Origin of the sequence: Sphingomonas sp. G-3-2-10 (assembly GCF_012927115.1) — a bacterium.
GTDB lineage: Bacteria > Pseudomonadota > Alphaproteobacteria > Sphingomonadales > Sphingomonadaceae > Sphingomonas.
The window spans coordinates 2270336-2295367 of record NZ_JABBFY010000001.1 but is presented as its reverse complement, the minus strand read 5'-3'; the positions used below and the strand labels follow the sequence as shown (position 1 = coordinate 2295367).

Below are 25032 nucleotides of genomic sequence, written 5' to 3'. Positions count from 1 at the left end.
GCCCCCGCAGAGATGAGAGGCTGCGGGTGGGCAGGTGAGGGGGATCGCACCATGAGCAGGCATCTACTGGCAAGCTTTGCGGCGCTGGCGCTACTTTCGGGTTGCGGCGGCGCGGACGAGGGCACGAACGTCGTTACCTTGGTCGAGACCGACAATGGCGCGGAATTTGTCGTCCCCGCGAACGATACGGTCACCGAAAACGCGGTCGCGGGGAATAGCGCCGAGACCGCCGCGCCCGCGCTGAACCTTGCGCCCGACGGCCTCTCGCTGGTCGCTTCGGGCGGCAGCGCGCGACACGCGACCTTCGGCATGGCGCGCGATGTGGTGGTGCCGATGGTGATCGCCGCGCTGGGCAAGCCGACCGATACCGGCCGTAACGAGGAATGCGGGCAGGGGCCGCTCGACTTCGCCGATTTCAAGGGCGGGCTTTCGCTGTCGTTCCAGGACGGCAAGTTCGTCGGCTGGGACCTCGATGGCCGCGACAAGGGGCCTTATGCGACTGCGGCCGGGATCGGCATCGGATCGACGCTGAAGCAGATGCGCGACGTGACGGCGGTCACGGTGGAAGAGAGCACGCTGGGGACCGAGTTCGCAGCGGGCGGGCTTGGCGGCCTGCTCAGCGCCGACGCGCCCGACGGCAAGGTGGAGCATCTGTGGGCGGGGTCGATCTGTCAGTTCCGGTGACCGGCGCGGCGAGCGTCGACGATGCCGATGCGGTGATCGCGCTGTGGCGCGCGTGCGGGCTGACGCGGCCGTGGAACGATCCGGCGAGCGACTATGCGCTGGCGATGGCCACGGCGACGTCCACGGTGCTGGTGGCGCGGGACGGCAATGCGATCGCGGCGTCGGTCATGGTCGGCTTCGACGGGCATCGCGGCTGGGTCTATTATCTCGCCGTGGCGCCGGAGCGGCAGCGCGAGGGGCTGGGGCGCACGATGATGACTGCCGCGGAAGGCTGGCTGCGCGAGCGCGGCGTTCCCAAGATCCAGCTGATGGTGCGCGAGGACAATGACGCTGCGCTCGGTTTCTACGCCGCGCTGGGGCTGGAGCGGCAAAAGGTGGTGACGCTCGGCCGGTTTCTCGGCAAGGAGGACGAATGATCGCGATCCACGGCATCAAGAACTGCGACACGATGAAGAAGGCGTTCGTCTGGCTGGACGAGCACAAGGTCGCCTACACTTTCCATGACTATAAGAAGGAAGGTGCCGACCGCGCCCGCTTGCTGAAATGGATCGAGGCGGCGGGGTGGGAGACGGTGCTCAACCGAGCCGGGACAACCTTCAAAAAGCTGCCCGACGATGTGCGGGCGAGCGTCGACCAAGCCAAGGCGGTCGAGCTGATGCTTGAGCAGCCGTCGATGATCAAGCGGCCGGTGCTGGAGTTTCCGGGCGGCGTGCTGATCGGCTTCAAGCCCGAGATCTACGCCCGCGCCCTGCTCTAGGAGGCGATAGCCCGATGGCCGACGATTTCGCCGCGATCCGGGTGCGGGCCGAGCAGCATGGGCTGTTCGAGACGACCATCCTTCATGGCCATCTGGCCGATGCCGAGCCGATGACCGCGGCGCTGGAGACCGTCATTCGCGAGCGGCAGGCGAGCGAGGCCGGGATCAGCCGCTCCAATGTCGGCGGCTGGCATTCCAAGACCGATATGCTCGACTGGGGCGGCGCAGCGGCGGCGAAGCTGGCGGACATCGCGGTGAAGATGGCGAAACGCATGTCGCGGTTCGACGGACGCGAGCCTGAGTGGTCGGTGCGGATGTGGGCGAACGTATCGCCGCCCGGCGCGCTGAACATGAGCCATGCCCATCCCGGCGTGCTGTGGGCGGCGGTCTATTATGTCGCGACCGGCGAGCCGGGGCAGGGCGGCGAGCTGTATCTTGAGGATCCGCGCTTCCCGCTGCCGCAGATGACCTGGCCCGGCTTCCGCGCGATCGGCGCGGACGGCGCGCCGCAGGATACCGAGCATCGCATCGCGCCGAAGCGTGGCGACCTGGTGCTGTTCCCCGCCTGGATGCGCCACGGCGTGCGGCCCTATCTGGGCGGCGGGGAGCGGATTTCGATCGCGATGAACCTCTATGTGAAGTGAGGCTCAACCTTCCTCCCACTGGAAGACCTCGTCGAGCGGCTTGCCGAAGACCATCGCGATGCGGAATGCGGCTTCCAGCGTCGGCGAATATTTGCCCTGCTCGATCGCGGCGACCGTCTGGCGCGTCAGGCCGATCCGCTCGCCCAGCTCGGCCTGGGTCATTTCCCCGGCCATGAAGCGGAGCGTGCGGATCTGGTTGCTGATCTTACCCATGCCAGCTTCTCCGGTAGCCGACGACCGTAACGGCATGGCGGACGATCTCGGCAATCACGATCGCGGCAAGCCCCGAATTGGCGACTTTCCATCCGCTTTCGAGAAGGGGCAGGATCACGGCTGCCCACAGCATCAGGCTAAGCAGGACATAATAGCCGATGGTCGCGCTGCGGCCGGCGATCGCGCGTTCCCGCTCGTCGGGTTGGGCGCGGGCTTCGGCGCCGAGACGGATGCGCAGGGTCAGCCAGCCGCCGCCGAGGATCAGCAGCCGTACGACGGTGGCGGCGGCGAACAGCCCGACATAGGTCAGCGTAGTGTCTCGCGCGCCGACGGGATCGACGATGCCGACGGCGATGAAATAGGGGCCATAGGCCAGCACCATGCCGATCAGTTCGATCCAGGCGAGTTTCTCGCGATATGCCATGATCAGCCTCCGAAGCGGTAGCGAATGAGTTGAAAGCCCGCATGGACCAGTTCGGCCAGCACCAGCGCCGCGAGCAGCGCATTGCCGAGCAGGACGGGGACGAGGCCGGGATCGGGCTGGGGAGTCCATTCGGCGGCGATGCGCAGCAGGATGGGACCCGCCAGCATCAGCGCGATGATGGTACCGGCGAGGACGAAATAGGCGGGGCGATAGGCGGCCAGATCATAGGCCGTCTCGCGATCGTCGGCCGGGGCATTGGCCGCCTTTCCCGAGAAGATTGCGATCACGGTCGCCGAGACGATGTGGACCACCGTCAGCACGATCACGGCGACGGCGAAGCTGCCCACCATCGCCCCCTGATCGATTCGCCCCGCCTTCAGATCGCCGACGAAGCTGGAAAAATACCAGCCCCAGATCACCAGCGTGATCGCCGTCGACGACCAGAGGATTTTCTCCCTCAACGTCATCTTTTTCAAACTCCATGTTCTCGATTCGTAACGTTATGTAAAAAATATCGAACATAATGTAAAGTTGAAGCACCCTCGCGGGTGACTGTGCTGGTGCAGCGCAGCGCGGCGGGCTAGGAGCCTGCCCATGTCCCACGTAACTCTCGACACTTCGACTAGCCGGGCCAACCCGACGCCTTCGCCCCAGAAGCGCGTGACGATCCCGGCGCTGCGCAACCGCAAGGGCAGGGAGCCGATCGTGATGCTGACCGCATACACGACGCGGATGGCGCAACTGCTCGATCCGCATTGCGACATCCTGCTGGTTGGCGACAGCCTGGGCCAGGTGATCTACGGCCTGCCCACGACGCTGCCGGTGACGCTGGAGATGATGATCGCGCATGGTGCGGCGGTGGTGCGCGGCAGCTATCGCTCGGCGGTGATCGTCGACATGCCGTTCGGCAGCTACGAAGCGAGCCCCGAAAAGGCCTTCGAGAGCGCGGCGCGGGTGATGGCCGAGACGGGCGCCGCCGGCGTCAAGCTGGAGGGCGGCGCACCGATGGCGCCGATCGTGCAGTTCCTGACCGGGCGCGGCATTCCGGTGATGGGCCATATCGGCCTGACCCCACAATCGGTGAACGCGCTGGGCGGCTATGGCGCACGGGGCCGCAGCAACGCCGAACATGCGCAGATCATCGACGATGCGCGGGCGATCGCCGATGCCGGCGCGTTCGGGATCGTTGCCGAAGGCGTCGTCGAAAATCTGGCCAACGAAGTCACCGCGGCGGTGTCGGTTCCGGTGATCGGGATCGGCGCGTCGAACCAGTGCGACGGCCAGGTGCTGGTGATCGACGACATGCTCGGCATGTTCGAGCGGACCGCGCGGTTCGTGAAGCGTTACGACGACATGGCTGGCCGCATTTCCGCCGCGGTTGAAACCTATGCCGCCGATGTCAGGTCGCGGGCGTTTCCGGGACCCGATCAAGTCTATGCGGCACGCGATTGACGGGCTATCAGCGGCGTTTCGCGCGGCTGGGCCGCGATCCCGTTGCCACCCATGGAGTGAGTTTTGGCGCTTCCCCCCAATGATACGACCAACGATGCCTTTGTCCGGGAAGTGGACGAGGAGTATCGCCGCGAGCAGTTTCTGTCGCTGTGGCGCAAATGGGGTCGCACCGGACTGATCGCGCTGGGCGTCGCGCTTGCGGCGCTGGCGGCCTATCTGTTTTTCGACGCGCGGGGCGACCAGGCGGCCGGCCAGCAGGGCGAGCAGCTCAACGGGGCGCTGGAGAATATCCGCGCCGGTCAGGCCGCGAAGGCCAATCCCGAGCTGCGCAAGCTGGTGGATGGCGGTGCGCCGGGCTATCGCGCGATGGCGCTGTTCAACGAAGCCGACCTGCTGCTCGCGAAGAACGACCTGAAGGGCGCGGCCGCGCGCTATGCCGTGATCGCGAACGACGCGAAGCTGGCCCAGCCGTTCCGCGATCTGGCGCTGATCCAGCAGACTCGCGCCGAATTCGATTCGATCGCGCCGCAGGTGGTGATCGATCGCCTGAAGCCGCTCGCGACCGCGGAATCGCCCTGGCTGGGCACTGCCGGCGAGACGGTCGCCGCGGCCTATATCAAGCAGGGCAAGCGTGCCGAGGCTGGCAAGATGTTCGCCCTGATCGCGCAGTCGAAGGATTATGTGCCCGACAATATGCGTCAACGTGCGCTGGAAATGGCCAGCGCCTACGGCGTCGACGCTTCCGGTGCGGCTGAGGAAAAGAAAGCGCAATGAAGAACTGGGTGAGGGTGACGGCCGCTACGGCGGCGATTCTGGCGCTGAGCGGCTGCGGCGTCTTCAAGGGCGGCGGTCCGAAGGGAACGCCGGTCGTGGGACAGCGCGTGCCGATCCTCGCGTCGGAGAACGAGATCAACGCCGACACGGCGATGGCCGGCGTCGAAGTGCTGGTCCCGGCCGCGGCGGCGAACCCGAGCTGGAACCAGCCGGGCGGCAATGCTTCCAAGTCGATGGGCCATCTCGAACTCGGCGGCTCGCTGACGAAGGCATGGTCGGTGCAGATCGCCGGCGGCAACAAGCGCGAGCGGCTGGCCGCATCGCCGGTGGTCGACGAAAATCGTCTGTTCGTGATGGATGTGGAAGGCACCGTCACCGCGTTCGCCGCCGATAGCGGATCGAAGCTGTGGGCGACCTCGACCGTCAAGGACACCGAGAACAAGAGCGCCCGCTTCGGCGGCGGCGCCAGCGTCGAAGCCGGCAAGGTCTATGCCAGCAACGGGCTGGGCGACGTAGTCGCGCTCGACGCCACCAACGGCACCGAATTGTGGCGCAAGCGCCCGGGCGGCCCGCTGCGCGGCTCGCCGAGCGTCGCCAATGGCCAGGTCTATGTGCTGACGCAGGACAACCAGCTGTTCGCGCTCAACCAGACCGACGGCGAAGTCGCCTGGACCGCATCGGCCAGCCTCGAGACGCAGGGCGTGTTCGGTGTTGCGGCGCCTGCGGTGGCGCAGGGCACCGTCGTGTCGGGTTTCTCGTCGGGCGAACTCAACGCCTATCGTTACGAGAATGGCCTGCCGCTGTGGGCGGATGTGCTGTCGCGTTCGAGCATCTCGACGTCGGTTTCGTCGCTGTCGGATATCGATGCCGAGCCTGTGATCGATCAGGGCCGCGTCTATGCCGTGGGTCAGGGCGGCCGCATGGTGGCGATGGATCTCACCACCGGCACGCGCCTGTGGGAGCAGAATGTCGCCGGCATCTCCACCCCGTGGGTGGCCGGTGAATGGATCTTCCTCGTCACCGACGATGCGCGCCTGCTGTGCCTGTCGCGCGGCAGCGGCAAGATCCGCTGGATCTCGCAGCTCAAGCATTATCGCAACGAGAAGAAGAAGACGAACCCGATCGGCTGGACCGGCCCGATCCTGGCCGGCAACCGGCTGGTGCTGGTCAACAGCCGCGGCGAGATCGTCACGGCGTCGGTCACCGACGGCACCGTCACTTCGACGCTCGAAACCGACGGCGAGATCACCCTCGCGCCGATCGTGGCCAACAACACGCTCTATGTCCTCGACGACAAGGGCCGTCTCTCGGCCTATCGCTAACGCCTTCCCCGGCGGGGAGGCCATCGATCGGCGGCGGCGGGGAAGGACCCCGCCGCCGCTTTTTCGTTGAGGCGTTCCCTTCCGCAACCTTGAATCGTAGAAGCAGACCATGCGCACTCCCACCGTGGCTATCATCGGCCGCCCGAATGTCGGCAAATCGACGCTGTTCAACCGGCTGGTCGGCAAGCGCCTTGCGCTTGTCGACGATCTGCCGGGCGTGACCCGCGACCGGCGCGAGGGCGATGCGACCCTGCTCGGGCTCGAGTTCCGCATCATCGACACCGCCGGTTTCGAGGACGAGGATCCGCAGACCCTGCCGGGGCGGATGCGCGCCCAGACGCAGGCGGCGGTGCAGGAAGCCGATGTCGCCCTGTTCGTGGTGGATTCGCGCGCGGGCGTGGTGCCGCTGGACGAAGAGATCGGCCGCTGGCTCCGCTCATCGGACACCCCGGTCGTGCTGCTGGCCAACAAGGCTGAGGGCAAATCGGGCGAGACCGGCGTGATCGAGGCGATGGCCCTGGGTTTCGGCGATCCGATCCCCTTCTCGGCCGAGCATGGCGAGGGCATTGTCGACCTGTTCGAGGCGCTGCGGCCCCATATCGAGCGCGAAGAAGCGGAATTCGAGGAAGATGATCCCGACGCGCCAGACGCGCCGCTGAAGTTCGCGGTGGTCGGCCGTCCGAACGCGGGAAAATCGACGCTGGTGAACAAGCTGCTGGGCGAGGACCGGATGATTACCGGGCCTGAAGCCGGCATCACGCGCGATTCGATCTCGGTCGACTGGGAATGGGACAGCCCCGAGGGGCCGCGCCGCGTCCGGCTGATCGACACCGCCGGCATGCGCAAGAAGGCGCGGGTCGAAGAGAAGCTGGAGAAGCTCTCGGTCGCCGATACGCTGCGCTCGATCGATTTCGCCGAAGTCGTCGTGCTGCTGCTCGACGCAACGCGCGGGCTGGAGGTGCAGGACCTCAAGATCGCCGATCGCGTGCTGCAGGAGGGCCGCGCGCTGATCATCGCAATCAACAAGTGGGACGTGGCGGAGAATGCCTCCAGCCTGTTCAACGGCATCAAGGGCGCGCTGGAGGAAGGGCTGTCGCAGGCGCGGGGTATTCCGGTGCTGACCGTATCCGCCGCGACCGGCAAGGGCCTCGACGTGCTGATGAAGGTGGCGTTCGAGACGCGCGACGCCTGGTCGCGCCGCGTGTCGACCGGCCAGCTCAACCGCTGGTTCGAACGCGCGATCGAAGCCAATCCGCCGCCCGCGCCGGGCGGCAAGCGGATCAAGCCGCGCTACGTGACCCAGATCAAGTCGCGCCCGCCCAGCTTTGTGCTGTTCGGCACGCGCGTCGACCTGTTGCCGGAAAGCTATCGCCGCTATCTGGTCAACGGCCTCCGCAAGGAATTCGATTTCGGTGCGGTGCCGGTGCGCTTCACGATGCGCGCGCCGAAGAACCCGTTCGACAACAAGGACTGAGGCTTCCGGCGTGATCGAGATCGACGCCCGCGGAATGCGCTGTCCCTGGCCAGCGATCCGGCTGGCCAAGGCCATTCGCGAACATCCGGGCGAAACGATCGAGATCATGGCCGACGATCCCGCCGCGCCACGGGAACTTGGACAACTCGCGGCGAATGCGGGCCTGATCCTGCAGGATGTTGAAGGCAGCGGAAACCATCGTTTCCGCATCACTCCCTAGATGTAAATCAACTTGCTGTTTACTTACCTCTCTTAAAGCTCAGGCGTACCTTCGGTGGTGCGGAGTGAGTTAAGCATGTCGAGCGCAAGTGATCCGTTGGTGAATTGGGACGCCTTCTCTCAGGCCCGCGCGGAGCTTGGCGCCAATTTCGTGCGTATTCTCGGTTACTTCCGCGAAGACGGCGTAAAGTCGGTTTCGCAGATCGAAGACGCCATGCGTTCGCAGAGCGCAGCCGCGATGGTGCTGCCCGCGCACACGCTGAAGGGCGAATCGCGTCAGTTCGGCGCGGATCCGCTCGCCGAAATCGCCGAGATGATCGAGACGATTGCGCGCGAATGCGTCGAGAATCGCGACACGCCCAGCGCCGCGCTGGAGCATGTGGTGCAGTTGCGCCCGCTGTTCGAATCCACGCTGTCGCTGCTCGAGCGCGAAGCGAACCCGCTGGTCGCCCGCAAGCCGGCCGCATTCGGACGCCGCCCGGTCCTCTGACCTTTAGCGAGATTTAGCCGCTTCCGCTCCCCTCCCTGCAAGGGAGGGGAGTTGAGGGCTTACGCGTCTTCCTCGACCGACCGGCTGTTGAGCTGGACGTAATTCTCGATCCCCATCCGCTCGATCATCTCGAACTGGGTTTCCAGCGTGTCGATATGCTCTTCCTCGCTGTCGAGGATCTGCCGGAACAGGTCGCGGCTGATATAGTCGCGGACCTTCTCGGAATGCTCGATCGCGTCCTTGAGGACGGCGACGGCTTCATATTCGAGATCGAGATCGGCCTTGAGCACTTCGGCGACGGTCTCGCCGATGCGCAGGCGGCCGAGCAGCTGGAAGTTGGGCAGGCCGTCGAGGAACAGGATGCGTTCGGCAACCTGATCGGCATGCTTCATCTCGTCGATCGATTCGTGACGCTCGAACGCGGCGAGCTTCTTCACGCCCCAGTGGTCGTACATGCGGTAATGCAGCCAATACTGGTTGATCGCGGTGAGCTCGTTCTTGAGCACCTCGTTGAGATATTCGAGGACCTTCGGATCGCCCTTCATGACGCTGCTTCCCTAACTGTTTGCAGGGCAGCGTTTACGCGCAATTACGGGCGGCGAACACCCGAAAAATGGCGGATTCCCGTGGGTTTCGCTAGTTGCGAACGAAGAGCATTTGCAGTGATCGCATCGCTTTCGCAATGCTTATGCAGCAGCACGTTCCGAATTGATAATCTCTCGCGCGAACGGGACGCACTGGCCGCATTTCGGCTGCATGCCCATCGCGCGATAAGCCTGACACGCGCTGCGGGCGCCATCGCGCGCGGCGGCGCGAACGTCACGTTCCTTGATTGCATTGCAAACGCAAACGACCATCAGACCCTCGAACCTCTCGCTAAACCCTCTATGGGGATATTGAGACTGATTCGCAATGGCTATTGCGTGTCGTTCGCAAGCGAGCGGGAATCGGTTCGTCGCAAAAATCGCGCGGGATCAGTCGCTCGCGGCCGCCGCGCCGCGAATCGGCTGGAAGCTGAGCCGCGACAGGCTGCGCCAAAGCCATTCGAGCGGACCATAGCGGAACCGCGCGAGCCAGGGCTTCGACCAGAGCAGCATCAGCGCCCACACTGCGAACACGACGAGGTAAAGCTCGGCCCGGCCGAGATAGCCGTACCAGCCAAGGCCGTAGCCGTAGAACAGGGTGGTGCAGATCAGGCTGGTGGTGAGGTAGTTGGTGAATGCCATCCGTCCCGTCGCGGCGATGCGGCTGGTCAGCGCGCCGCCGGGCCGGGCGAGCAGGATGATGAGGCAGGCCCAGCCGACGATCATGAAGGGGCGGAACAAGGTGGGCAGCATCATCGCGCCCAGCACGATCGAGAAGAGGTTGAAGTCCGCATTGATCAGATAGACGGCGAGCGCGGCATAAGCGGGGATTCCGATGCCGAATCCGATCCACAACCATTTGCGGTAGCGCGCACGATCCCAGTCGCCGCGCAGCAGGCCGGTCTTCAGCGCGGCCATGCCGAACATCATATAGGCGAGCGTTTCGAATCCGAAGAGCAGGGTGGTCGTGACCGGCCCGGTCGGATTCTCGCGGAGGCGTTCGGCGAAGATGCCGGCATAGTCGCCGCGATAGATTGCGAGGTTCTTCGCGATCTCCCCGGCGGTGGGGATGCCGAATCCGCGATTGAGCTCGGCAAGGCTCTGGGCAGCCTTCTTCGCTGCGTCGGGATCCGCGGGCGCGCTCTGGAGCGCGTGGACCATCACTGGCAGGAAGGCGAAGATCATCGCCTGCACCAGCACCATCAGCACGCCGAAGATCACCAGCCTCGCCGGCCGCACGTTGCGCAGGAAATAGGCCAGCATCCCGATCAGCGCGTAATGGCCGAGAATATCGCCGAACCAGACCAGCCAGAGGTGGACGAGGCCGAACAGCAGCAGCCAGATCATCCGCATGTAATGGACGCGGGCCGGGCTCTCGCCCTTAGCCTCGGCCCGCTGGATCACCATCAGGATCGACGCGCCGAACAGGAACGAGAACAGGCCGCGCATCTTGCCGTCGAACAGCACGAAATTGGCCAGATAGACCGTAAGGTCGATCCCCTCCGCCCCACCATAGGCGCGCGGATTGAAATAGGCGGCCATCGGCATGCTGAAGGCGACGATGTTGAGAAGCAGGATGCCCATCACCGCGACGCCGCGGACGGTGTCGAGGGACTGCAGGCGAGCAATGGGGGCGGTGTCGCTCATCCCTTGCGTGCCACCCACGCGATCGGCACGCCGACAAGGAAGAGGTGGAAGAGCAGCTGCGGAACGATCTGCATCGCGCTGTGGGGCAGGGGCGTCCCGAAGCGCAGCGGCACCGCGACAAGGTTCATAGCGACATAGGTGGCGAGGCCGTAGAGCAGACCCCATAGCAGCCATTGCCGCTTGAGCGCGGGGATCAGGTTCGCGGCAAGCACGAACACCGCCGCCATGATCGCCATCAGCCCGTAATGGACCGCGAGCCCGGCCGAAGCGCCGGTGGCCTGCAGCTTTGCCGCATCGGGCCAGACGCCCGACCCGACATAGCGGAGCATCGCATCGATTTCGCGGCCCTTGCTTAGCGTCATGCCGATCGCCGCGAGGATATCGAGCGTCCCTGCAATCAGTGTCGCGACGATGATCCGCCGCCTCGTGCTCCAGCTACCTGCCATGACCGCCCCCGTTCACGTTTCGCGGGGGAAGCTACAGCCAGCTTGCGATCTGCTCCAGCGACTTCTTCTTCAGGGCGTGGGCGGGGATGGTCGCATCGGGCGCGGCATGGCCGGCGACGATGATCATCATCGGCTTCTCATGCGCCGGCCGCTGGCACACGCGGTTGAGGAAGCGCATCGGATTGGGCGTGTGGGTCAGCGTCGCCAGACCCGCTTCGTGCAGCGCCGCGAGCAGCAGGCCGCACGCGATGCCGACGCTTTCGGTGACATAGTAATTCTGGGTGTCGGTGACCTGCTCGATCCCGCCGCGGCGCTGGGCGAAGACGACGATCAGCCAGGGCGCGTCTTCGAGATAGGGCTTGTTCGCATCGGTGCCGAGCGGACCGATCGCATCGAGCCATTCCCTGCTGGCGCGGCCGCCATAGAAGCTGCGCTCCTCTTCCTCCGCTGCGATCCGCACCGACAGCTTCACGCCGGGCGACGAGATCGCCGCGAAATGCCAGGGCTGGTGATTGGCGCCGCTGGGCGCGGTGCCGGCCGCGAGGATCGCGGCTTCGATCACTTCGCGGGGAACCTCGCGGTCGGTGAAATGGCGGCAACTGCGCCTGGTGCGCATCGTCTCGAGAAACGCTTCAGTGCGCGCGACACTTTCCGCATCGGAATGCTCCGGATAGGGGCGCCAGGGCAGAGCGTCGGAATCGGCCATTTCGCCAGTGTAAGGTCGTTTTCCTAAAGAACCTAACGCTGGCTTTTGCGGATGACGAGTTTGAGGCCGGACCAGATTTCGTCGATCGCGCAGACCTTTACGTCGACCAGCCCCGTCGGGAGTGCGACGTCGCGGATCGTGTCCTCGGTGATGTCGGTCGGCACTTTCGACGCCTTTTTGGGCCATGAGACCCAAATGAAGCCGCTGGGCTCGAGCAATTCGCGCAACGCCGCGAGTTGGGTTTCAAGCACCGCGCGTTCGGTGACGAAGATATGCGCGCCCTGAGTCCCCTCGGAAGCGACGCTGAGCTCTTCCACGCCGAGCGCGGGCGGATCGATTTCCGCGCGGACGCTGTGGGGCATGTCGTGGAACCAGACGCGCTGCCCGGCGGTGAAGCCGAGCTTCTTGGCGAGCGGCGTTCCGGAATAGCCTGTAGGCATCGGCGACCTCCTGACGTTACCTTGCAGCAACGTGAGGCGAGCGACAAGGTTCAGGCGGCCGGGCTTACGCCAGCGCCGCGTCTTCGCCCATCAGCGCGGGGAAGAAGCCTTCGTGCGCGGCGCGCAGATCGGCGATGCTGACGGTCCAGTCGCCTTCGTCCAGCTCGAAGATCAGCCGGTCCTTGATGACGCGGCCCAGCGCGTCGGCGGGGACGTCGGCGGCATGGGCGGCGGCCATGAAGTCGGCGAGGCAGGTGTCGCACACGGTGACGACGTAGAGGCCCTGATCCTCGCCGAAGAAACTGCCCGCGACGCCGAAGGGCTGGGGTTCGTTGACCAGCACGCCGAGGTTCGATGTCAGCGCCATTTCGGCGAGCGTCACGGCAAGGCCGCCATCGGACACGTCGTGGCAGGCGGTGATCGAGCCGTTGGCGATCATCTTGCGGATGAAGTCGCCCGTGCGGCGCTCGGCGGCGAGATCGACCGGCGGCGGCGGGCCATCCTCGCGGCCATGCACTTCGCGCAGCCAGATCGACTGGCCCAGATCGCCGCCCCGCTCGCCGATGGCGAGGACGATGTCGCCAAGGCCCTTGAAGCCGATGGTGCAGTTCTTCGTATAGTCCGCCAGCAGGCCGAGGCCGCCGATCGCCGGGGTCGGCAGGATCGCCGAACCGCCGCCGGTCGCCTTGGACTCGTTGTAGAGGCTGACGTTGCCCGACACGATCGGGAAGTCGAGCGCGATGCAGGCCTGCGACATGCCGTCGAGGCAGCCGACGATCTGGCCCATGATCTCCGGGCGCTGCGGATTGGCGAAGTTGAGGCAGTTGGTCACCGCGAGCGGCGTGGCGCCGACGCTGGTGAGGTTGCGCCATGCCTCGGCCACCGCCTGCTTCCCGCCTTCGACCGGATCGGCGAAGCAATAGCGCGGGGTGCAATCGGTGGTGATCGCGAGGCCCTTTTGTGTGTCGTGCACGCGGACCACCGCGGCGTCGCCGCCCGGGCGCTGGACGGTGTCGGCGCCGACCATGTGGTCATACTGTTCCCAGATCCAGCGGCGCGACGCGATGTCGGGCGAGCCGATCAACTTGACCAGATCGGCGGCGAGATCGGTGCTTTCGGGCACGTCGGTCAGTTCGGCGCGCTTGGGCGTCGGCACGTGCGGGCGATCGTAGAGCGGGGCTTCGTCGGCCAGCGGGGCGAGCGGAATGTCGGCGACGGTCTCGCCTTTCCACTTGAGCACCATATGGCCCCCAGAAACCGGATCAGGCTCGGTGACATGGCCGATGACCGCGAAATCGAGCTCCCATTTGCGGAAGATCGCCTCGGCGAACGCTTCGCGGCCGGGCTTGAGCACCATGAGCATCCGCTCCTGGCTCTCCGAGAGCATCATCTCGTAGGGCGTCATGCCGGTTTCGCGCTGGGGCACGTCGTCCATGATCAGCTCGATGCCGACGCCGCCCTTGCTGGCCATCTCGACCGACGAGGAGGTGAGGCCGGCAGCGCCCATGTCCTGGATCGCCACGATGGCGTCGGACGACATGAGTTCGAGGCAGGCTTCGATCAGCAGCTTTTCGGTGAAGGGATCGCCGACCTGGACGGTGGGGCGCTTTTCCTCGGAATCCTCGCCGAAATCGGCCGAGGCCATCGTCGCGCCGTGGATGCCGTCGCGGCCGGTCTTCGAGCCGACATAGACGATCGGATTGCCGATGCCCGAAGCGGCCGAATAGAAGATCTTGTCGGTCTGGGCGACGCCGACCGTCATCGCGTTGACGAGAATGTTGCCGTCATAGGCAGGGTGGAAATTCACTTCGCCGCCCACGGTGGGCACGCCGACGCAATTGCCGTAGCCGCCGATGCCGTGGACCACGCCGGCGATCAGGTGGCGCATCTTGGGATGATCGGGCCGGCCAAAGCGCAGCGCGTTCATGTTCGCCACCGGACGCGCGCCCATCGTGAACACGTCGCGCAGGATGCCGCCGACGCCGGTCGCCGCGCCCTGATAGGGCTCGATATAGGACGGGTGGTTGTGGCTCTCCATCTTGAAGATCGCCGCCTGACCGTCGCCGATATCGACCACGCCGGCATTCTCGCCGGGGCCGCAAATGACCTGCGGGCCGGTGGTAGGGAGCTTCTTCAGATGGATGCGGCTCGACTTGTAGCTGCAATGCTCGGACCACATGACCGAGAAGATGCCGAGTTCGGTCAGATTGGGCTCGCGGCCCATCGCGTGCAGGACGCGCTCATATTCCTCGGGGGTGAAGCCGTGTTCGGCGACGATCTCGGGCGTGATCTGGGTCATGAGCGCAGCCCTTAGCGGGCGCTTTTCGATACGTCACCCCGCCAGTTCCTCCAGCGGGAATAACAGCGCGTTAATCGTCGCATGGCTATCCTCCGGCGCATGGGATCCCTGTTCTATCCGGCCCCGAGCGTCCTGACCCGCCATTGGATCGATTCGGCCGGGCCGGAGACCGAAACCCCGTTGCAATTGCCCGCCGCGTGGCGATGCGATCTCGCCGACGACAGCCTGACCTGGAGCGCGGGCGTGTTCGAGCTGTTCGGAATTCCGCAAGGCGCGCGGATCGACCGGCGCGAGACGGTGGCGATGTATTGCGAGGAATCGCGCGAACTGCTGCACCGGCTGCGCTCCGAAGCAATCGCGACGTGCGGCAGCTTCACCTTCGAGGCGCGGATACGGCGGCCGGACGGCGAGTCGCGCTGGATGCGGGTGACCGCCGATGTCGTCGCCAGAGGGGGCCGTGCGACGCACCTCTATGGCATGAAGCAGGACATTACCGCGGAGATGTCGAAAGCCTAGCCGCCGCGCGCCGCGCGATGCTAATCCCCACCCCAAGGGGGCGAGGCGCATGGGGATGCTCGAAGACAGGTTCCGGCGCAGGTTCGCGCCGCATCCGGGCGGTTTCCGTTTCGTGCAATGGGGCGTCGGGGTGATCTTCACCGCGGACGAAGTGGAGGATTTCGTCCGCAACTGGCGTAACAGCTGGGCGAGTCCGCGGGTGTGGGCCATCTATGCGGCGGCGGGCATTGCGCTGCCGTTCTACCTCCTTTGGACCGGGGACGACGGTCTTGCGCTGGTCGCCGCGCTCATCGCGGCGGTGGCGATGACCGTCTTCCTCTACCATGCGCATCGCGAACCCAATGTGGTGGCGGAGCGGCTGGTGCGGACGCAGGCGCCGGACGCGGCGCGCGCGCATTGGCCGACGCGATTGCTGCTGATCGTCCTGCTTGGCGCGATGCCCGCCCGGATGGTGTGGAACAATGGCGCGAGCGGGCAAGGCTGGGCCGGAATCCTGATGCTGGCCGGGCTTGCGATCGTGTTGTTTCAGGAAGTGCGGGAGATGTTGGGGCGGAGACGCTGACCGTATCGCGATCCGTCCGTTTCGGCGCGGAAACGAGGATCAATTGTATCCTCGATCGTGCATACTCCCTCCGGGACTTCGGGGGGAGGCATCCGCAATGGCAGAAGTGGCATCCGGAACGGCATGGAATGATTGCCGCGAAGCGCTGCGCGCCGAAATCGCGGCGGCGTACAATGACAATGTCCAGGGCAATGACTGGGTCATCAAGAAGCCCTCCTCGAGTCCACCCAAGGGCTATTCGGCCGGTGCCGCGAATTGGGGGACCACCCTGCGCAGCGCACGGGCCGCACTGGTGGCGCAGGGCTATGCGATGGACGAGATCAGCGTCGCGGACACGCGTTCTGTGCTGGATGGCGTGCTGAACGCCAGCGTCCAGCTGCTGTACGACAAGGTCACGACACGCCGTCAGGCCTGGGCGGTCGCACGATGAGGCGGCGAGCTTCCTTCACGGCTTATGCCGTCGCTTGCCTCGCTGCCGGTTCGGCGGCGGCGCAGGGGCTCGATCCGGCGAAGCTGTGCGTCGATGGCCGGGTGGCGCCGGGCCGGCTTCTCAACAGTGCGTTCGCGCTGAGCAAGGCGCCGTTCGTGGGAATCGGCGACGTCAATCGCGACGGCACCGACGAGCTTCAGGAGAAGGCGGGCGCGGCGCTCGACCGCGACTATTGCAAGGGCGCGGGCAAGGGGCTGTGCAAGCCGGGCGACCAGCTGACGCTCAACAATATCCATCAATATCTCGAGACCTTCGCCGGAGATCCGCGCATCGCGATCGTGCCGCTGGCCAGCCCGGGCGCCGACGATATCGCCGCCTGGCCGTTGCTCGCCAGCGAGCCGCTGGCGATGCTGTTCGACAATCGCGGGCGATTCGCCGAGATACGCTGCACCCTGCCGGCGGCTTCCGCCGGTACGACCACGTCGTCAGGCCTGCCTTCGCCGAAACCCGAAGCCGAGGGCGGCTGGCGGTTTGCCTCCGCGTTCCGCCTGAGCAAGACTGCCGATGGGCTGGGTCTGGCGCGCGGCAGCAAGGAGAAGCTGGCGGCGGTGCCGCAGGCCGAAATCTCCTATGTCGACAACCGGATCGCGGGGACCGAGACTTTCAGCATCGCAGCGGTCGTCGGACTAGAGCTGCTCAACGATCCGAACCAGCAGCTGATCCCCTTCCTTTCCTATACCCGCAAGAGCGTGAGCGGTTCGGCGACTGCGGGGAACGCATCGCAACTGGGATTGGGCTTCACCTACAGCGCGTTCCTGGAGAGCTTCGACCAGATCGACCTGACGGGATTGGTCACGATCGACGACAAGGACGACAGCGCGGTCGGCGCCGGGCATTTCAGCTGGACGCCCGCGTTCCTCCAGCAATTGCGGCCGTTGCCCTTCGACGCCGCGCGCCGCGTCGGGCCGGTCTGGGTCAAGTTCAACCTGAAGGCGATCGCTCATGCCGGCTATGTGTTCGATGCCGGCGCGAATGCGGCGCTGACCGATGGGGAGGGCTATCTGCGCGCCGGCGCCGAAGGCAAGGCGTTGTTCTGGTTGCTGCCGGAAAGCGCGGTTTTCTCGCATGTTACCGCCGATGCGTCGTACAAGCATCTGTTCCGCATCGCCGGGCCGCAACGCGTCACCTGGCTCGACATCGGGCTGAACTATCAGTTCGACGAAGATGGGCACTGGATACTGCGCTATTCGTTCGAGCGCGGCGACGATGACGAGACGCTGAAGCGGACCGACCAGTGGAAGCTGTCGCTGGGCGTGCGCTACTAGAGGATTTCGCGCACCTTTTCCGGCGGACGGCCGAGGCGTACGCCGTGGTCGGTTTCGACCAGCGGGCGCTCGATCAGGATCGGGTTCGCGACCATCGCGTCGAGGATCATATCTTCGCTGGCATCCCTGGGCAGGGCCTTTGCTGCGTCCTCAGCCTTGCGCAGGCCATCGCGCGGCGAAATCTCGGCGCGGGCGTACAGGTCGGCGAGGCGGGCGCGGGTCGGCGGGTGTTTGAGATATTCGACCACCTCGACTTCGACGCCGGGGGTGTCGTTCAGGATCGCCAGCGTCTCGCGGCTCTTCGAGCAGCGCGGGTTATGCCAGATCGTCGCTTTCATCGCTTACGCCTTCGGAACATAGGTGGCGGGAAGTTTCGCCGGTTTGCAGGTCAGTGCGCCGTGAGACATCACCGTCATGGTCGTCGTGCCGATCATGTCGAATTTGGTTTCGAGCCTGCCGGTGCTGCGATCCCAGTCGAACAGGGACACGCGGCGCCAGGTGGTTTGTTGCTCGCCGGTGCCGGTCCGGATGATGTCGGCGGCGACGGTAATGCGGGCCGCGGAAAAGTCGCGGGTGCAGCCGCTGTCGATCCGGCAGACTTCCTCGAAGCTTTTCCCGTCGAGCGCCATCCGCTCGACTGTCTTCGTACCCTCATCGATTACGTAGAGCGCGCCGCTGACCTTGGACTCGGTCACCCGCGCGGACGCGCCGGCGCGATGCACCGTCGAGGTGTTTGTCCCGCTGCAAGAAATCGCGAACCGGCCGGCCTGTTGTATGGCCTGCGCGGAAGCGGGACCTGCGATCAGACTGCCGAGCATAACGCCTAGAACAGCCTGTCGCATCGTCCGTTCCCCCGGTTCAGGCGTCCTGCTTCGCCAGCCATTCCTCGAGCCACTTGATCGTATATTCGCCCTGCTGGAATTCGGGATCGTCGAGCAGCGCCTGATGCAGCGGGATCGTGGTCTTCATCCCGTCGATCACGAATTCCTCCAGCGCGCGGCGCAGACGGCGGAGCGCGCCCTGGCGCGTGGTGCCGTAAACGATCAGCTTGGCGATCATCGAGTCGTAGTAGGGCGGCACCTTGTAGCCGGCATAGAGGCCGCTATCGACGCGGACGTTCATGCCGCCCGGCGCGTGATAGCCCTTCACCAGACCCGGCGAGGGAGCGAAGGTGCGGGGATCCTCGGCGTTGATGCGGCATTCGATCGCGTGGCCGCGGAACTGCACATCCTCCTGACGCAGCGTCAGGCCGTGGCCCTCGGCGACGCGGATCTGTTCGCGGACGAGATCGAGGCCGGTGATCGCCTCGGTCACCGGATGCTCCACCTGCAGGCGGGTATTCATCTCGATGAAGTAGAATTCGCCGGCTTCCCACAGGAACTCGATCGTGCCCGCGCCGCGATAGCCCATATCGGCCATCGCCTTGGCGCAGATATTGCCGATGCGGTTGCGCTCTTCGGTCGACAGGATCGGGGAGGGGGCCTCTTCCAGAACCTTCTGGTGGCGGCGCTGGAGGGAGCAGTCGCGCTCGCCGAGATGGATGGCATTGCCTTCCCCGTCGCCAAAGATCTGGATCTCGATATGGCGCGGATTGCCGAGATATTTTTCGAGATAGACGGTGGCGTCGCCGAACGCGGCCTTCGCCTCGCTGCCTGCCTGGAGCATCTGGGTTTCGAGATCGGCGGGGTTCGACACGACCTTCATGCCACGGCCGCCGCCGCCCGACGCTGCCTTGATGATGACCGGATAACCGGCCTTCTCGGCGATCGCCTTGGCTTCCTCGACGTCGCTGATCGCGCCGTCCGATCCGGGGACGAGCGGCAGACCGAGCGCGCCGGCGGTGCGCTTCGCTTCGATCTTGTCGCCCATCGTGCGGATATGCTCGGGCTTCGGCCCGACGAAGATGATCCCGTGCGCCTCGACGATCTCGGCGAATTTGGCGTTCTCGCTGAGGAAGCCATAGCCCGGGTGGATCGCGTCGGCGCCCGAGATTTCGGCGGCCGAGATGATCGCTGGAATGTTGAGATAGCTGTCGGTCGCGCTCGGCGGCCCGATGCAGATCGCTTCGTCGGCGAGGCGGACGTGCATCGCATCGGCATCGGCGGTCGAATGCACCGCAACCGTCTTGATGCCCATCTCATGGCATGCGCGATGGATGCGCAGCGCTATTTCGCCGCGATTGGCGATCAGGAGCTTCTCGATCTTCTTCATGGGGTTACTCGACCACCACGAGCGGCTGGTCGTATTCGACCGGCTGGCCATTCTCGACGAGAATCGCGGTGACCGTGCCGCCCGCAGGGGCCTGGATCGGATTCATCGTCTTCATCGCTTCGATGATGAGCAGCGTGTCGCCGGCCTTCACCTTCTGGCCCACGCTGACGAAGGCCGGAGCCTCCGGATTCGCGGCGAGATAAGCGGTGCCGACCATCGGCGACTTGACCGCGTTCGCGGCCGACGGGGCGGCGGGCGCCTCGGCCGGTGCGGCGGCAGCCGGAGCGGCGGCGACGGGCGCGGGGGCTGCGGCCGCGGCGGGCGCTGCCTGAACCACCTGCTGGGCGGCCTTGCGTGCGACGCGGATGCGGCGTTCGCCGTCCTCGACTTCGATTTCGGTCAGCTGGGTCTCGTCGAGCACGGCTGCCAGCTGGCGCACGATCTCGATGTCGACCTGCATCGCTCCGTGATTGTTCTTGTCGGTCATTTGACTCTTCTTCCGATGGAAACCGCGCCCTGTGTCAGAGACTAGCGGCTGCTTCAAGCGCAAGCATGTAGGATAGCGCCCCGAAACCGGCGATGGTTCCTTTGGCGGCCATGCCCACATAACTGTGGTGGCGGAATGTCTCCCGCGTGTGCGGGTTGGACAGATGGACTTCGATAACCGGCGTCCGGATGGCCCGGATCGCATCGTAAAGCGCGACGCTGGTATGGGTGAAGGCGCCGGCGTTGAGCAGGATCGCCTTGGCGTCGCGCGCCTGCGCTTCGTGCATCCAGTCGACCAGATGGCCTTCATGGTTGGACTGGCGCAGGTCGATTTCCAGCCCGAGTTCCTTCGCCCGGTCCTCCATCCGCCCGGCGATATCGTCGAGCGTGTCCGAGCCATAGATTTCCGGCTCGCGCAGGCCCAGCAGGTTCAGATTGGGGCCGTTCAGGACGTAGATCGTATCGGCCATGAGTCCCTTTCCGGTTGCGGCGAGCGCGACTTCCGTTTGCGGCGGTTGCGGCTTGCGCGTGCGCTTCCCTATATGAGCGCGTCCCAGCGATCAAATCGGATAACCCAAGTGCACACTGACGGCACCGTCTCCATCATCGTCAACGGCGAGCACAAGCGGGTTGCCGCCGAACTCACCATTCTCCAGCTCGCCGAGGAACTGGGCCTTGTTCCGGAGAAGCTGGCGGTGGAGCGCAACCTCGAAGTCGTGCCGCGTTCGACGCTGGGCGAAGTGATCGTCGAGGATGGCGACGAGCTGGAGATCGTCCACTTCGTGGGCGGCGGCGATCATGGCAAGCCCCTGGACGACGATAGCTGGACGGTGGCGGGCAAGACGTTCCGCTCGCGGCTGATCGTCGGCACCGGCAAGTACAAGGATTTCGAGCAGAACGCGGCGGCGGTCGCGGCTTCGGGCGCGGAGATCGTCACCGTGGCGGTGCGCCGCGTGAACGTCAGCGATCCCAAGGCGCCGATGCTGACCGACTATATCGACCCGAAGAAGATCACCTATCTGCCCAACACCGCAGGCTGCTTCGATGCCGAGTCGGCGATCCGCACGCTGCGGCTGGCGCGCGAGGCGGGCGGCTGGGATCTGGTGAAGCTGGAAGTGCTGGGCGAAGCGCGGACGCTGTATCCCGACATGGTCGAGACGCTGCGGGCGACCGAGGTGCTGGCCAAGGAAGGCTTCCTGCCGATGGTCTATTGCGTCGACGATCCCATCGCGGCGAAGCGGCTGGAAGATGCCGGCGCGGTGGCGGTGATGCCGCTGGGCGCGCCGATCGGATCGGGGCTGGGCATCCAGAACCAAGTGACGATCCGCCTGATCGTCGAAGGCGCGAAGGTGCCGGTACTGGTCGATGCCGGCGTCGGCAGCGCGAGCGACGCGGCGGTGGCGATGGAGCTGGGCTGCGACGGCGTGCTGATGAACACCGCGATCGCCGAGGCCAAGGATCCGATTCTGATGGCGGCGGCGATGAAGGCGGCGGTCGAGGCCGGGCGCCTCTCGTACCGCGCCGGGCGGATGGGCAAGCGGCGTTATGCCGATCCCAGCAGCCCGCTGGCCGGACTGATCTGAGCTTGCGGACGCTGGCGATCCTGCTGGGCGCTGCGCTTGCGCTGGGCGGTTGCGGCGGGCCGGCGAAGCAGCCCGCGACGGTCGAGACGGGCACGAAGCAGGAAACGGTGCAGCTCAAGGCGGCGGACGGGGTGCAGGTCTATGGCACCTATAGCGAGCCCGCCAACGCCCATGCCGTCATCCTGCTGTTCCATCAGGCGGGATCGGGGCAGGGCGAATATGCGACCATCGTCCCGCGCCTGAACGCCGAAGGCTATGCGACGCTGACGCTCGATCAGCGTTCGGGCGGCGACATGTTCGGCGGCAACTGGACGGTGAAGGCGCTGGGCCGCGAGGTGAGTTATCTCGACGCGCGCAAGGACCTCGAAGCCGCGCTCGACTGGGCGCGAACCCGGAAGCTGCCGGTGATCCTGTGGGGCAGCAGCTATTCGGCTTCGCTCGCGCTGCTGCTCGCGGCGGACCGCCCGGGACAGGTCGCGGCGGTGCTGGCCTTTTCGCCCGACGAATATTTCGAAGGCAAGCCTAGCGTGCGGGATGCGGCAGCGAAGCTGACGATCCCGGTGTTCGTCACTTCGGCGCAGGATCCCAAGGAGATCGCGGCGGCCAAGGCGCTGATCGACGCGGTGCCCGGCACGGCGAAGCGCCAGTTCGTGCCGGTGCAGGGCGGGGTCCACGGCTCGTCGATCCTGATCCTGGCCCGCAACGCCGGCGGCGCGGACGATGCGTGGAACTCGGTGTTGCCCTTCCTGCGCGGCGTCGCGCGCTAGGCGAATTTCCGGGCCAGCCACACGGTGCGGCCGCCCGCGGACGGATCCTCGGGCTTGTGCGCGACGACCGTCATGCCGCTTGCTTCCAGCAGGCGCAGATATTCCAGCGGGTCGAGGCTGGCGTGATAGAGTTCCTCGCCGAATTGCTCGCCGATCGCGGTGCTGTGCTCCGGCCCGGAATTGAACAGGAACATGCCGCGCGGCTCGAGCCAGCGGCCGATCTTCTCGATCATCGCGGCCTGATCGTCGTGATCGAGGTGGAACAGGCTGTCCCAGGCGAGGATGCCCGCGAACTGGCGGCCCATCGCGGCCTTGCGCATATCGGCCTTCAGCCAGACGTGCCGCCCGAAGCGGGTGCGCGACAGGCCGATCATCTTCTCCGAAACGTCGATCCCGGTGATCTGATGGCCGTGGTCGATCAGGTAGCGGGCGACAGGCTCGCCCGCGCCGCAGCCGAGATCGAGGATATGGCCGCCCTTGGCGACGCCGATCAGGAAGCGATCGAGCCAGTGCCGCTCGGTAAAGGCCTTTCGCCGGGCATAGTCGAAAGCGTGCGCGTGGCGCTCATAATGTTCGGCGATCCGATCGGGCATTTGCCGCATCCCCCCGCTCGCCGTGGAACCTCCTTTCCGTCCATCCGTTTGAAAGGCGAACGGAATTTCCCACAGCAAGGAGCGCCATCATGGGTGAACTCGTCGACAAGATCAAAGGCAATGTGAACGAAGCCATCGGCAAGGTGAAGCAGCACAGCGACGATCCGGATACGCGCGCCGAAGGCGCCGGTCAGGAAGTGAAGGGCAAGGCCCAGCAGCTCGCCGGCAAGGTGAAGGGCGCGCTCGGCGACGACATCTGATCGCCCGCGATTACGCACGGGAAGGGCCGTTCCGGGATGACCGGAGCGGCCCTTCGCTTGTGCGGCGTCTAGCGGTTCCGGATCGCGGTGATGGTGGTCGCCGCGGTGATGATCTCCACATCGGTCTTGAGATGGAGCAGGCGTAGCCCGGTCTCCGCCATCGCCCTGTCCAGCGCGGGGGCGAAGTCGGCGGTGCGCTCGACCGTTTCGGCCCAGCCGCCATAGGCGCGGGCCAGCGCGGCGAAATCGGGATTGTGCAGCGTCGTGCCGGACAGGCGCGCGGGATATTCGCGCTCCTGATGCATGCGGATCGTGCCATATGCAGCATTATCGATCACCAGCACCAGCAGGTTCGCGCCATGCTGGACCGCGGTGGCCATTTCCTGCCCGTTCATCATGAAGTCGCCATCCCCTGCCAGCGCGACGACCATCCGTTCGGGGGCGCGCAACGCCGCCGCGACGGCCGCGGGCACCCCATAGCCCATTGCGCCCGCGGTCGGGGCGAGCTGCGACGGATAGGCGGCATAGGGCCAGTAGCGGTGCCACCAGCTCGAGAAATTGCCCGCGCCGTTGCAGTAGATCGTGTCGGCGGGAAGCCGTTCGCGCATCGCCGCGACGCACTGGCCGAGATCGAAAATCACGTCGCGCGGCTTGGGCGTGTTCCACTCGATCCATTCGGCATGGGCCTGCGTTGCAGCGAAGGGGCCTGCCGTGTCGAGCGTAGCCAGCTGCTGCGCGAAGCTGGCCATGCCGGCGCAGATGGCGAGATCGGTGCGATAGACGCGATCGAGCTCGTTCGGGTCCGGATGGACGTGGATCAGCGTCTGGCCGGGATGGTCGAGCGTGACCAGCGTATAGCCGTCGGTGGTCGCTTCGCCGAGCCGCGCGCCAACGGCGAGGATCAGATCGGCGTCCTTGATCCGCTGCACCAGCTTCGGATTGGGACCATAGCCGAGATTACCGGCGAAGACCGGGCTGCCGGCGGGCAGCGAATCCTGACGGCGGAAAGCCGTGGCGACGGGAAGCTGGATTCGTTCGGCCCAGGCCGCGAAGTCGGCGCCAGTTTCGGCATTCCACCCCGCGCCGCCGACGATGGCGATGGGATTCTTCGCGCCGGCCACCAGTTCGGCCAGGCGCGTCATCGCTTCCGCGTCGGCGGCCTGCGGCACGCGCGCGACCGCCGGCCGGTCCAGCGACTCGACGACATCGCACAGCATGTCCTCGGGCAGCGCGATCACCACCGGGCCGGGGCGGCCGGACTGGGCGACGTTCCAGGCGCGGGCGACATATTCGGGGATGCGAGCGGCATCCTCGATCCGAGTCGCCCATTTCGAGATCGGGCCGAAAAAGGCGGGGAAATCGACTTCCTGAAAGCCTTCGCGGTCGCGCATTCCGCGATCGACGTCGCCGATGAAGAGAATCATCGGGATCGAATCCTGCATCGCGACATGGACACCGATCGACGCGTTGGTCGCGCCCGGACCGCGCGTGACGAAGGCCACGCCGGGCTTGTTGGTCATCGTTCCGTCGGCGCAGGCCATGAAGCTGACGCCGCCCTCCTGTCGGCAGGTCACGACATCGATCGCGGGCACATCGTGCAGCGCGTCGAGTACGGCGAGGAAGCTCTCGCCCGGGACGTGGAAGATACGATCGCAGCCCTGGGCCACGAGATTGTCGACGAGGATCCTGCCCCCGGTGCGCTTTTCGCTCATGGCGCGAGGTTC

General features: G+C 65.8%; 34 protein-coding genes. 17 read left to right on the top strand and 17 right to left on the bottom strand.

The genetic code is table 11. The features are described 5' to 3' along the window. The first annotated feature begins 51 nt into the window (after positions 1-51). Genes HHL13_RS22530 through HHL13_RS11470 form a run of 4 tightly spaced genes read left to right on the top strand, consistent with a single transcriptional unit; the run spans position 52 to position 2085 of the window. Positions 52-684, top strand: coding sequence for a hypothetical protein (locus tag HHL13_RS22530; protein WP_240953688.1), 633 nt, complete (start codon positions 52-54; stop codon positions 682-684). Then, positions 654-1100: a GNAT family acetyltransferase gene (locus tag HHL13_RS22525; RefSeq protein ID WP_346775543.1), complete on the top strand. Its 447-nt coding sequence runs from the start codon at positions 654-656 to the stop codon at positions 1098-1100. The genes HHL13_RS22530 and HHL13_RS22525 overlap by 31 nt, the downstream gene beginning before the upstream one ends. Beyond that, complete coding sequence (locus HHL13_RS11475) at positions 1097-1441, top strand: ArsC family reductase (RefSeq protein ID WP_169555789.1); 345 nt, start codon at positions 1097-1099, stop codon at positions 1439-1441. The genes HHL13_RS22525 and HHL13_RS11475 overlap by 4 nt, the downstream gene beginning before the upstream one ends. Positions 1442-1455: 14 nt before the next feature. Beyond that, positions 1456-2085: a TIGR02466 family protein gene (locus tag HHL13_RS11470; protein WP_169555788.1), complete on the top strand. Its 630-nt coding sequence runs from the start codon at positions 1456-1458 to the stop codon at positions 2083-2085. Between the two features lie 3 nt (positions 2086-2088). On the opposite strand, the gene HHL13_RS11465 is transcribed toward HHL13_RS11470, so the two are convergent. From HHL13_RS11465 to HHL13_RS11455, 3 genes are read right to left on the bottom strand one after another with little or no spacing between them, the layout of a single operon-like run. Continuing rightward, on the bottom strand, positions 2089-2298 hold the full coding sequence (locus tag HHL13_RS11465) for a helix-turn-helix transcriptional regulator (RefSeq protein ID WP_169555787.1): 210 nt from the start codon (positions 2296-2298) through the stop codon (positions 2089-2091). Further along, positions 2291-2722, bottom strand: coding sequence for a hypothetical protein (locus tag HHL13_RS11460; RefSeq protein ID WP_169555786.1), 432 nt, complete (start codon positions 2720-2722; stop codon positions 2291-2293). Before HHL13_RS11460 ends, HHL13_RS11465 begins: the two co-directional genes overlap by 8 nt. 2 nt (positions 2723-2724) lie before the next feature. Then, the gene (locus HHL13_RS11455; RefSeq protein WP_169555785.1) at positions 2725-3189 is read right to left on the bottom strand and encodes a hypothetical protein; all 465 of its coding nucleotides are present in this window, start codon (positions 3187-3189) and stop codon (positions 2725-2727) included. A 127-nt stretch (positions 3190-3316) separates the two neighbouring features. Between HHL13_RS11455 and panB the strand changes: the two genes are divergently transcribed. From panB to HHL13_RS11425, 6 genes are all read left to right on the top strand, one after another. Continuing rightward, entirely contained in the window at positions 3317-4174 is an 858-nt protein-coding gene (gene panB / locus HHL13_RS11450; protein WP_169555784.1) for a 3-methyl-2-oxobutanoate hydroxymethyltransferase, read from the top strand. 63 nt (positions 4175-4237) lie between these two features. Continuing rightward, a complete protein-coding gene (locus tag HHL13_RS11445) occupies positions 4238-4948 on the top strand; it encodes a hypothetical protein (RefSeq protein ID WP_169555783.1) in 711 nt (236 codons plus the stop codon). Then, the gene (locus HHL13_RS11440) at positions 4945-6270 is read left to right on the top strand and encodes a PQQ-binding-like beta-propeller repeat protein (protein ID WP_169555782.1); all 1326 of its coding nucleotides are present in this window, start codon (positions 4945-4947) and stop codon (positions 6268-6270) included. Before HHL13_RS11445 ends, HHL13_RS11440 begins: the two co-directional genes overlap by 4 nt. A 109-nt stretch (positions 6271-6379) precedes the next feature. Next, positions 6380-7744: a ribosome biogenesis GTPase Der gene (gene der, locus HHL13_RS11435; protein WP_169555781.1), complete on the top strand. Its 1365-nt coding sequence runs from the start codon at positions 6380-6382 to the stop codon at positions 7742-7744. Positions 7745-7754: 10 nt separating this feature from the next. Continuing rightward, positions 7755-7964 (top strand): sulfurtransferase TusA family protein, encoded by a 210-nt coding sequence (locus HHL13_RS11430; protein ID WP_346775542.1) that lies wholly within the window; start codon positions 7755-7757, stop codon positions 7962-7964. 75 nt (positions 7965-8039) lie between these two features. Then, a complete protein-coding gene (locus HHL13_RS11425) occupies positions 8040-8453 on the top strand; it encodes an Hpt domain-containing protein (protein WP_169555780.1) in 414 nt (137 codons plus the stop codon). Between the two features lie 59 nt (positions 8454-8512). On the opposite strand, the gene bfr is transcribed toward HHL13_RS11425, so the two are convergent. From bfr to purL, 7 genes are all read right to left on the bottom strand, one after another. Further along, positions 8513-8998, bottom strand: coding sequence for a bacterioferritin (bfr, locus tag HHL13_RS11420; protein ID WP_169555779.1), 486 nt, complete (start codon positions 8996-8998; stop codon positions 8513-8515). A 141-nt stretch (positions 8999-9139) separates the two neighbouring features. After that, positions 9140-9310 carry a (2Fe-2S)-binding protein gene (locus tag HHL13_RS11415; protein WP_169555778.1) on the bottom strand — a complete coding sequence of 57 codons (171 nt, stop codon included), beginning with the start codon at positions 9308-9310 and terminating at the stop codon, positions 9140-9142. A 117-nt stretch (positions 9311-9427) separates the two neighbouring features. Then, on the bottom strand, positions 9428-10684 hold the full coding sequence (locus HHL13_RS11410; protein ID WP_169555777.1) for a DUF418 domain-containing protein: 1257 nt from the start codon (positions 10682-10684) through the stop codon (positions 9428-9430). Continuing rightward, entirely contained in the window at positions 10681-11130 is a 450-nt protein-coding gene (locus tag HHL13_RS11405) for a hypothetical protein (protein ID WP_169555776.1), read from the bottom strand. Before HHL13_RS11405 ends, HHL13_RS11410 begins: the two co-directional genes overlap by 4 nt. A gap of 31 nt (positions 11131-11161) precedes the next feature. Further along, on the bottom strand, positions 11162-11836 hold the full coding sequence (locus tag HHL13_RS11400; RefSeq protein WP_169555775.1) for a nitroreductase family protein: 675 nt from the start codon (positions 11834-11836) through the stop codon (positions 11162-11164). A 32-nt stretch (positions 11837-11868) separates the two neighbouring features. Then, entirely contained in the window at positions 11869-12276 is a 408-nt protein-coding gene (locus HHL13_RS11395; protein WP_169555774.1) for a DUF3052 family protein, read from the bottom strand. A gap of 64 nt (positions 12277-12340) precedes the next feature. After that, positions 12341-14575: a phosphoribosylformylglycinamidine synthase subunit PurL gene (gene purL / locus HHL13_RS11390; protein WP_169555773.1), complete on the bottom strand. Its 2235-nt coding sequence runs from the start codon at positions 14573-14575 to the stop codon at positions 12341-12343. Between the two features lie 99 nt (positions 14576-14674). Here purL and HHL13_RS11385 point away from each other — a divergent pair, with 99 nt between their 5' ends. From HHL13_RS11385 to HHL13_RS11370, 4 genes are all read left to right on the top strand, one after another. Continuing rightward, on the top strand, positions 14675-15091 hold the full coding sequence (locus HHL13_RS11385; protein WP_169555772.1) for a PAS domain-containing protein: 417 nt from the start codon (positions 14675-14677) through the stop codon (positions 15089-15091). Positions 15092-15140: 49 nt separating this feature from the next. After that, positions 15141-15653 carry a hypothetical protein gene (locus HHL13_RS11380; protein WP_169555771.1) on the top strand — a complete coding sequence of 171 codons (513 nt, stop codon included), beginning with the start codon at positions 15141-15143 and terminating at the stop codon, positions 15651-15653. A gap of 97 nt (positions 15654-15750) precedes the next feature. Beyond that, entirely contained in the window at positions 15751-16083 is a 333-nt protein-coding gene (locus tag HHL13_RS11375) for a hypothetical protein (RefSeq protein WP_169555770.1), read from the top strand. Then, positions 16080-17408, top strand: coding sequence for a hypothetical protein (locus tag HHL13_RS11370; RefSeq protein ID WP_169555769.1), 1329 nt, complete (start codon positions 16080-16082; stop codon positions 17406-17408). Before HHL13_RS11375 ends, HHL13_RS11370 begins: the two co-directional genes overlap by 4 nt. Here HHL13_RS11370 and arsC read toward each other — a convergent pair. The 5 genes from arsC to aroQ are packed head-to-tail and all read right to left on the bottom strand — an operon-like array spanning position 17405 to position 20575. Continuing rightward, complete coding sequence (gene arsC, locus HHL13_RS11365; protein WP_169555768.1) at positions 17405-17746, bottom strand: arsenate reductase (glutaredoxin); 342 nt, start codon at positions 17744-17746, stop codon at positions 17405-17407. The genes HHL13_RS11370 and arsC overlap by 4 nt on opposite strands. Before the next feature lie 3 nt (positions 17747-17749). After that, a complete protein-coding gene (locus HHL13_RS11360; protein ID WP_169555767.1) occupies positions 17750-18226 on the bottom strand; it encodes a hypothetical protein in 477 nt (158 codons plus the stop codon). 40 nt (positions 18227-18266) lie between these two features. Beyond that, on the bottom strand, positions 18267-19619 hold the full coding sequence (accC, locus tag HHL13_RS11355; protein ID WP_169555766.1) for an acetyl-CoA carboxylase biotin carboxylase subunit: 1353 nt from the start codon (positions 19617-19619) through the stop codon (positions 18267-18269). Between the two features lie 4 nt (positions 19620-19623). Beyond that, positions 19624-20106 (bottom strand): acetyl-CoA carboxylase biotin carboxyl carrier protein, encoded by a 483-nt coding sequence (accB, locus tag HHL13_RS11350; RefSeq protein WP_169555765.1) that lies wholly within the window; start codon positions 20104-20106, stop codon positions 19624-19626. A 34-nt stretch (positions 20107-20140) separates the two neighbouring features. Then, positions 20141-20575: a type II 3-dehydroquinate dehydratase gene (aroQ, locus tag HHL13_RS11345; RefSeq protein WP_169555764.1), complete on the bottom strand. Its 435-nt coding sequence runs from the start codon at positions 20573-20575 to the stop codon at positions 20141-20143. A 108-nt stretch (positions 20576-20683) separates the two neighbouring features. On the opposite strand from aroQ, the gene thiS reads away from it, so the two are divergent. Further along, positions 20684-21688, top strand: coding sequence for a sulfur carrier protein ThiS (gene thiS / locus HHL13_RS11340; RefSeq protein ID WP_169555763.1), 1005 nt, complete (start codon positions 20684-20686; stop codon positions 21686-21688). A 2-nt stretch (positions 21689-21690) separates the two neighbouring features. Continuing rightward, the gene (locus HHL13_RS11335) at positions 21691-22455 is read left to right on the top strand and encodes an alpha/beta hydrolase (protein ID WP_240953686.1); all 765 of its coding nucleotides are present in this window, start codon (positions 21691-21693) and stop codon (positions 22453-22455) included. Here the strand turns inward: HHL13_RS11335 and HHL13_RS11330 are convergent. After that, positions 22452-23048: a class I SAM-dependent methyltransferase gene (locus tag HHL13_RS11330; RefSeq protein WP_206376905.1), complete on the bottom strand. Its 597-nt coding sequence runs from the start codon at positions 23046-23048 to the stop codon at positions 22452-22454. The genes HHL13_RS11335 and HHL13_RS11330 overlap by 4 nt on opposite strands. 89 nt (positions 23049-23137) lie before the next feature. Here HHL13_RS11330 and HHL13_RS11325 point away from each other — a divergent pair, with 89 nt between their 5' ends. Further along, entirely contained in the window at positions 23138-23308 is a 171-nt protein-coding gene (locus tag HHL13_RS11325; RefSeq protein WP_169555761.1) for a CsbD family protein, read from the top strand. 68 nt (positions 23309-23376) lie between these two features. Here the strand turns inward: HHL13_RS11325 and HHL13_RS11320 are convergent, their stop codons facing one another. Beyond that, on the bottom strand, positions 23377-25020 hold the full coding sequence (locus HHL13_RS11320; protein WP_169555760.1) for a thiamine pyrophosphate-binding protein: 1644 nt from the start codon (positions 25018-25020) through the stop codon (positions 23377-23379). Positions 25021-25032: the final 12 nt, after the last annotated feature.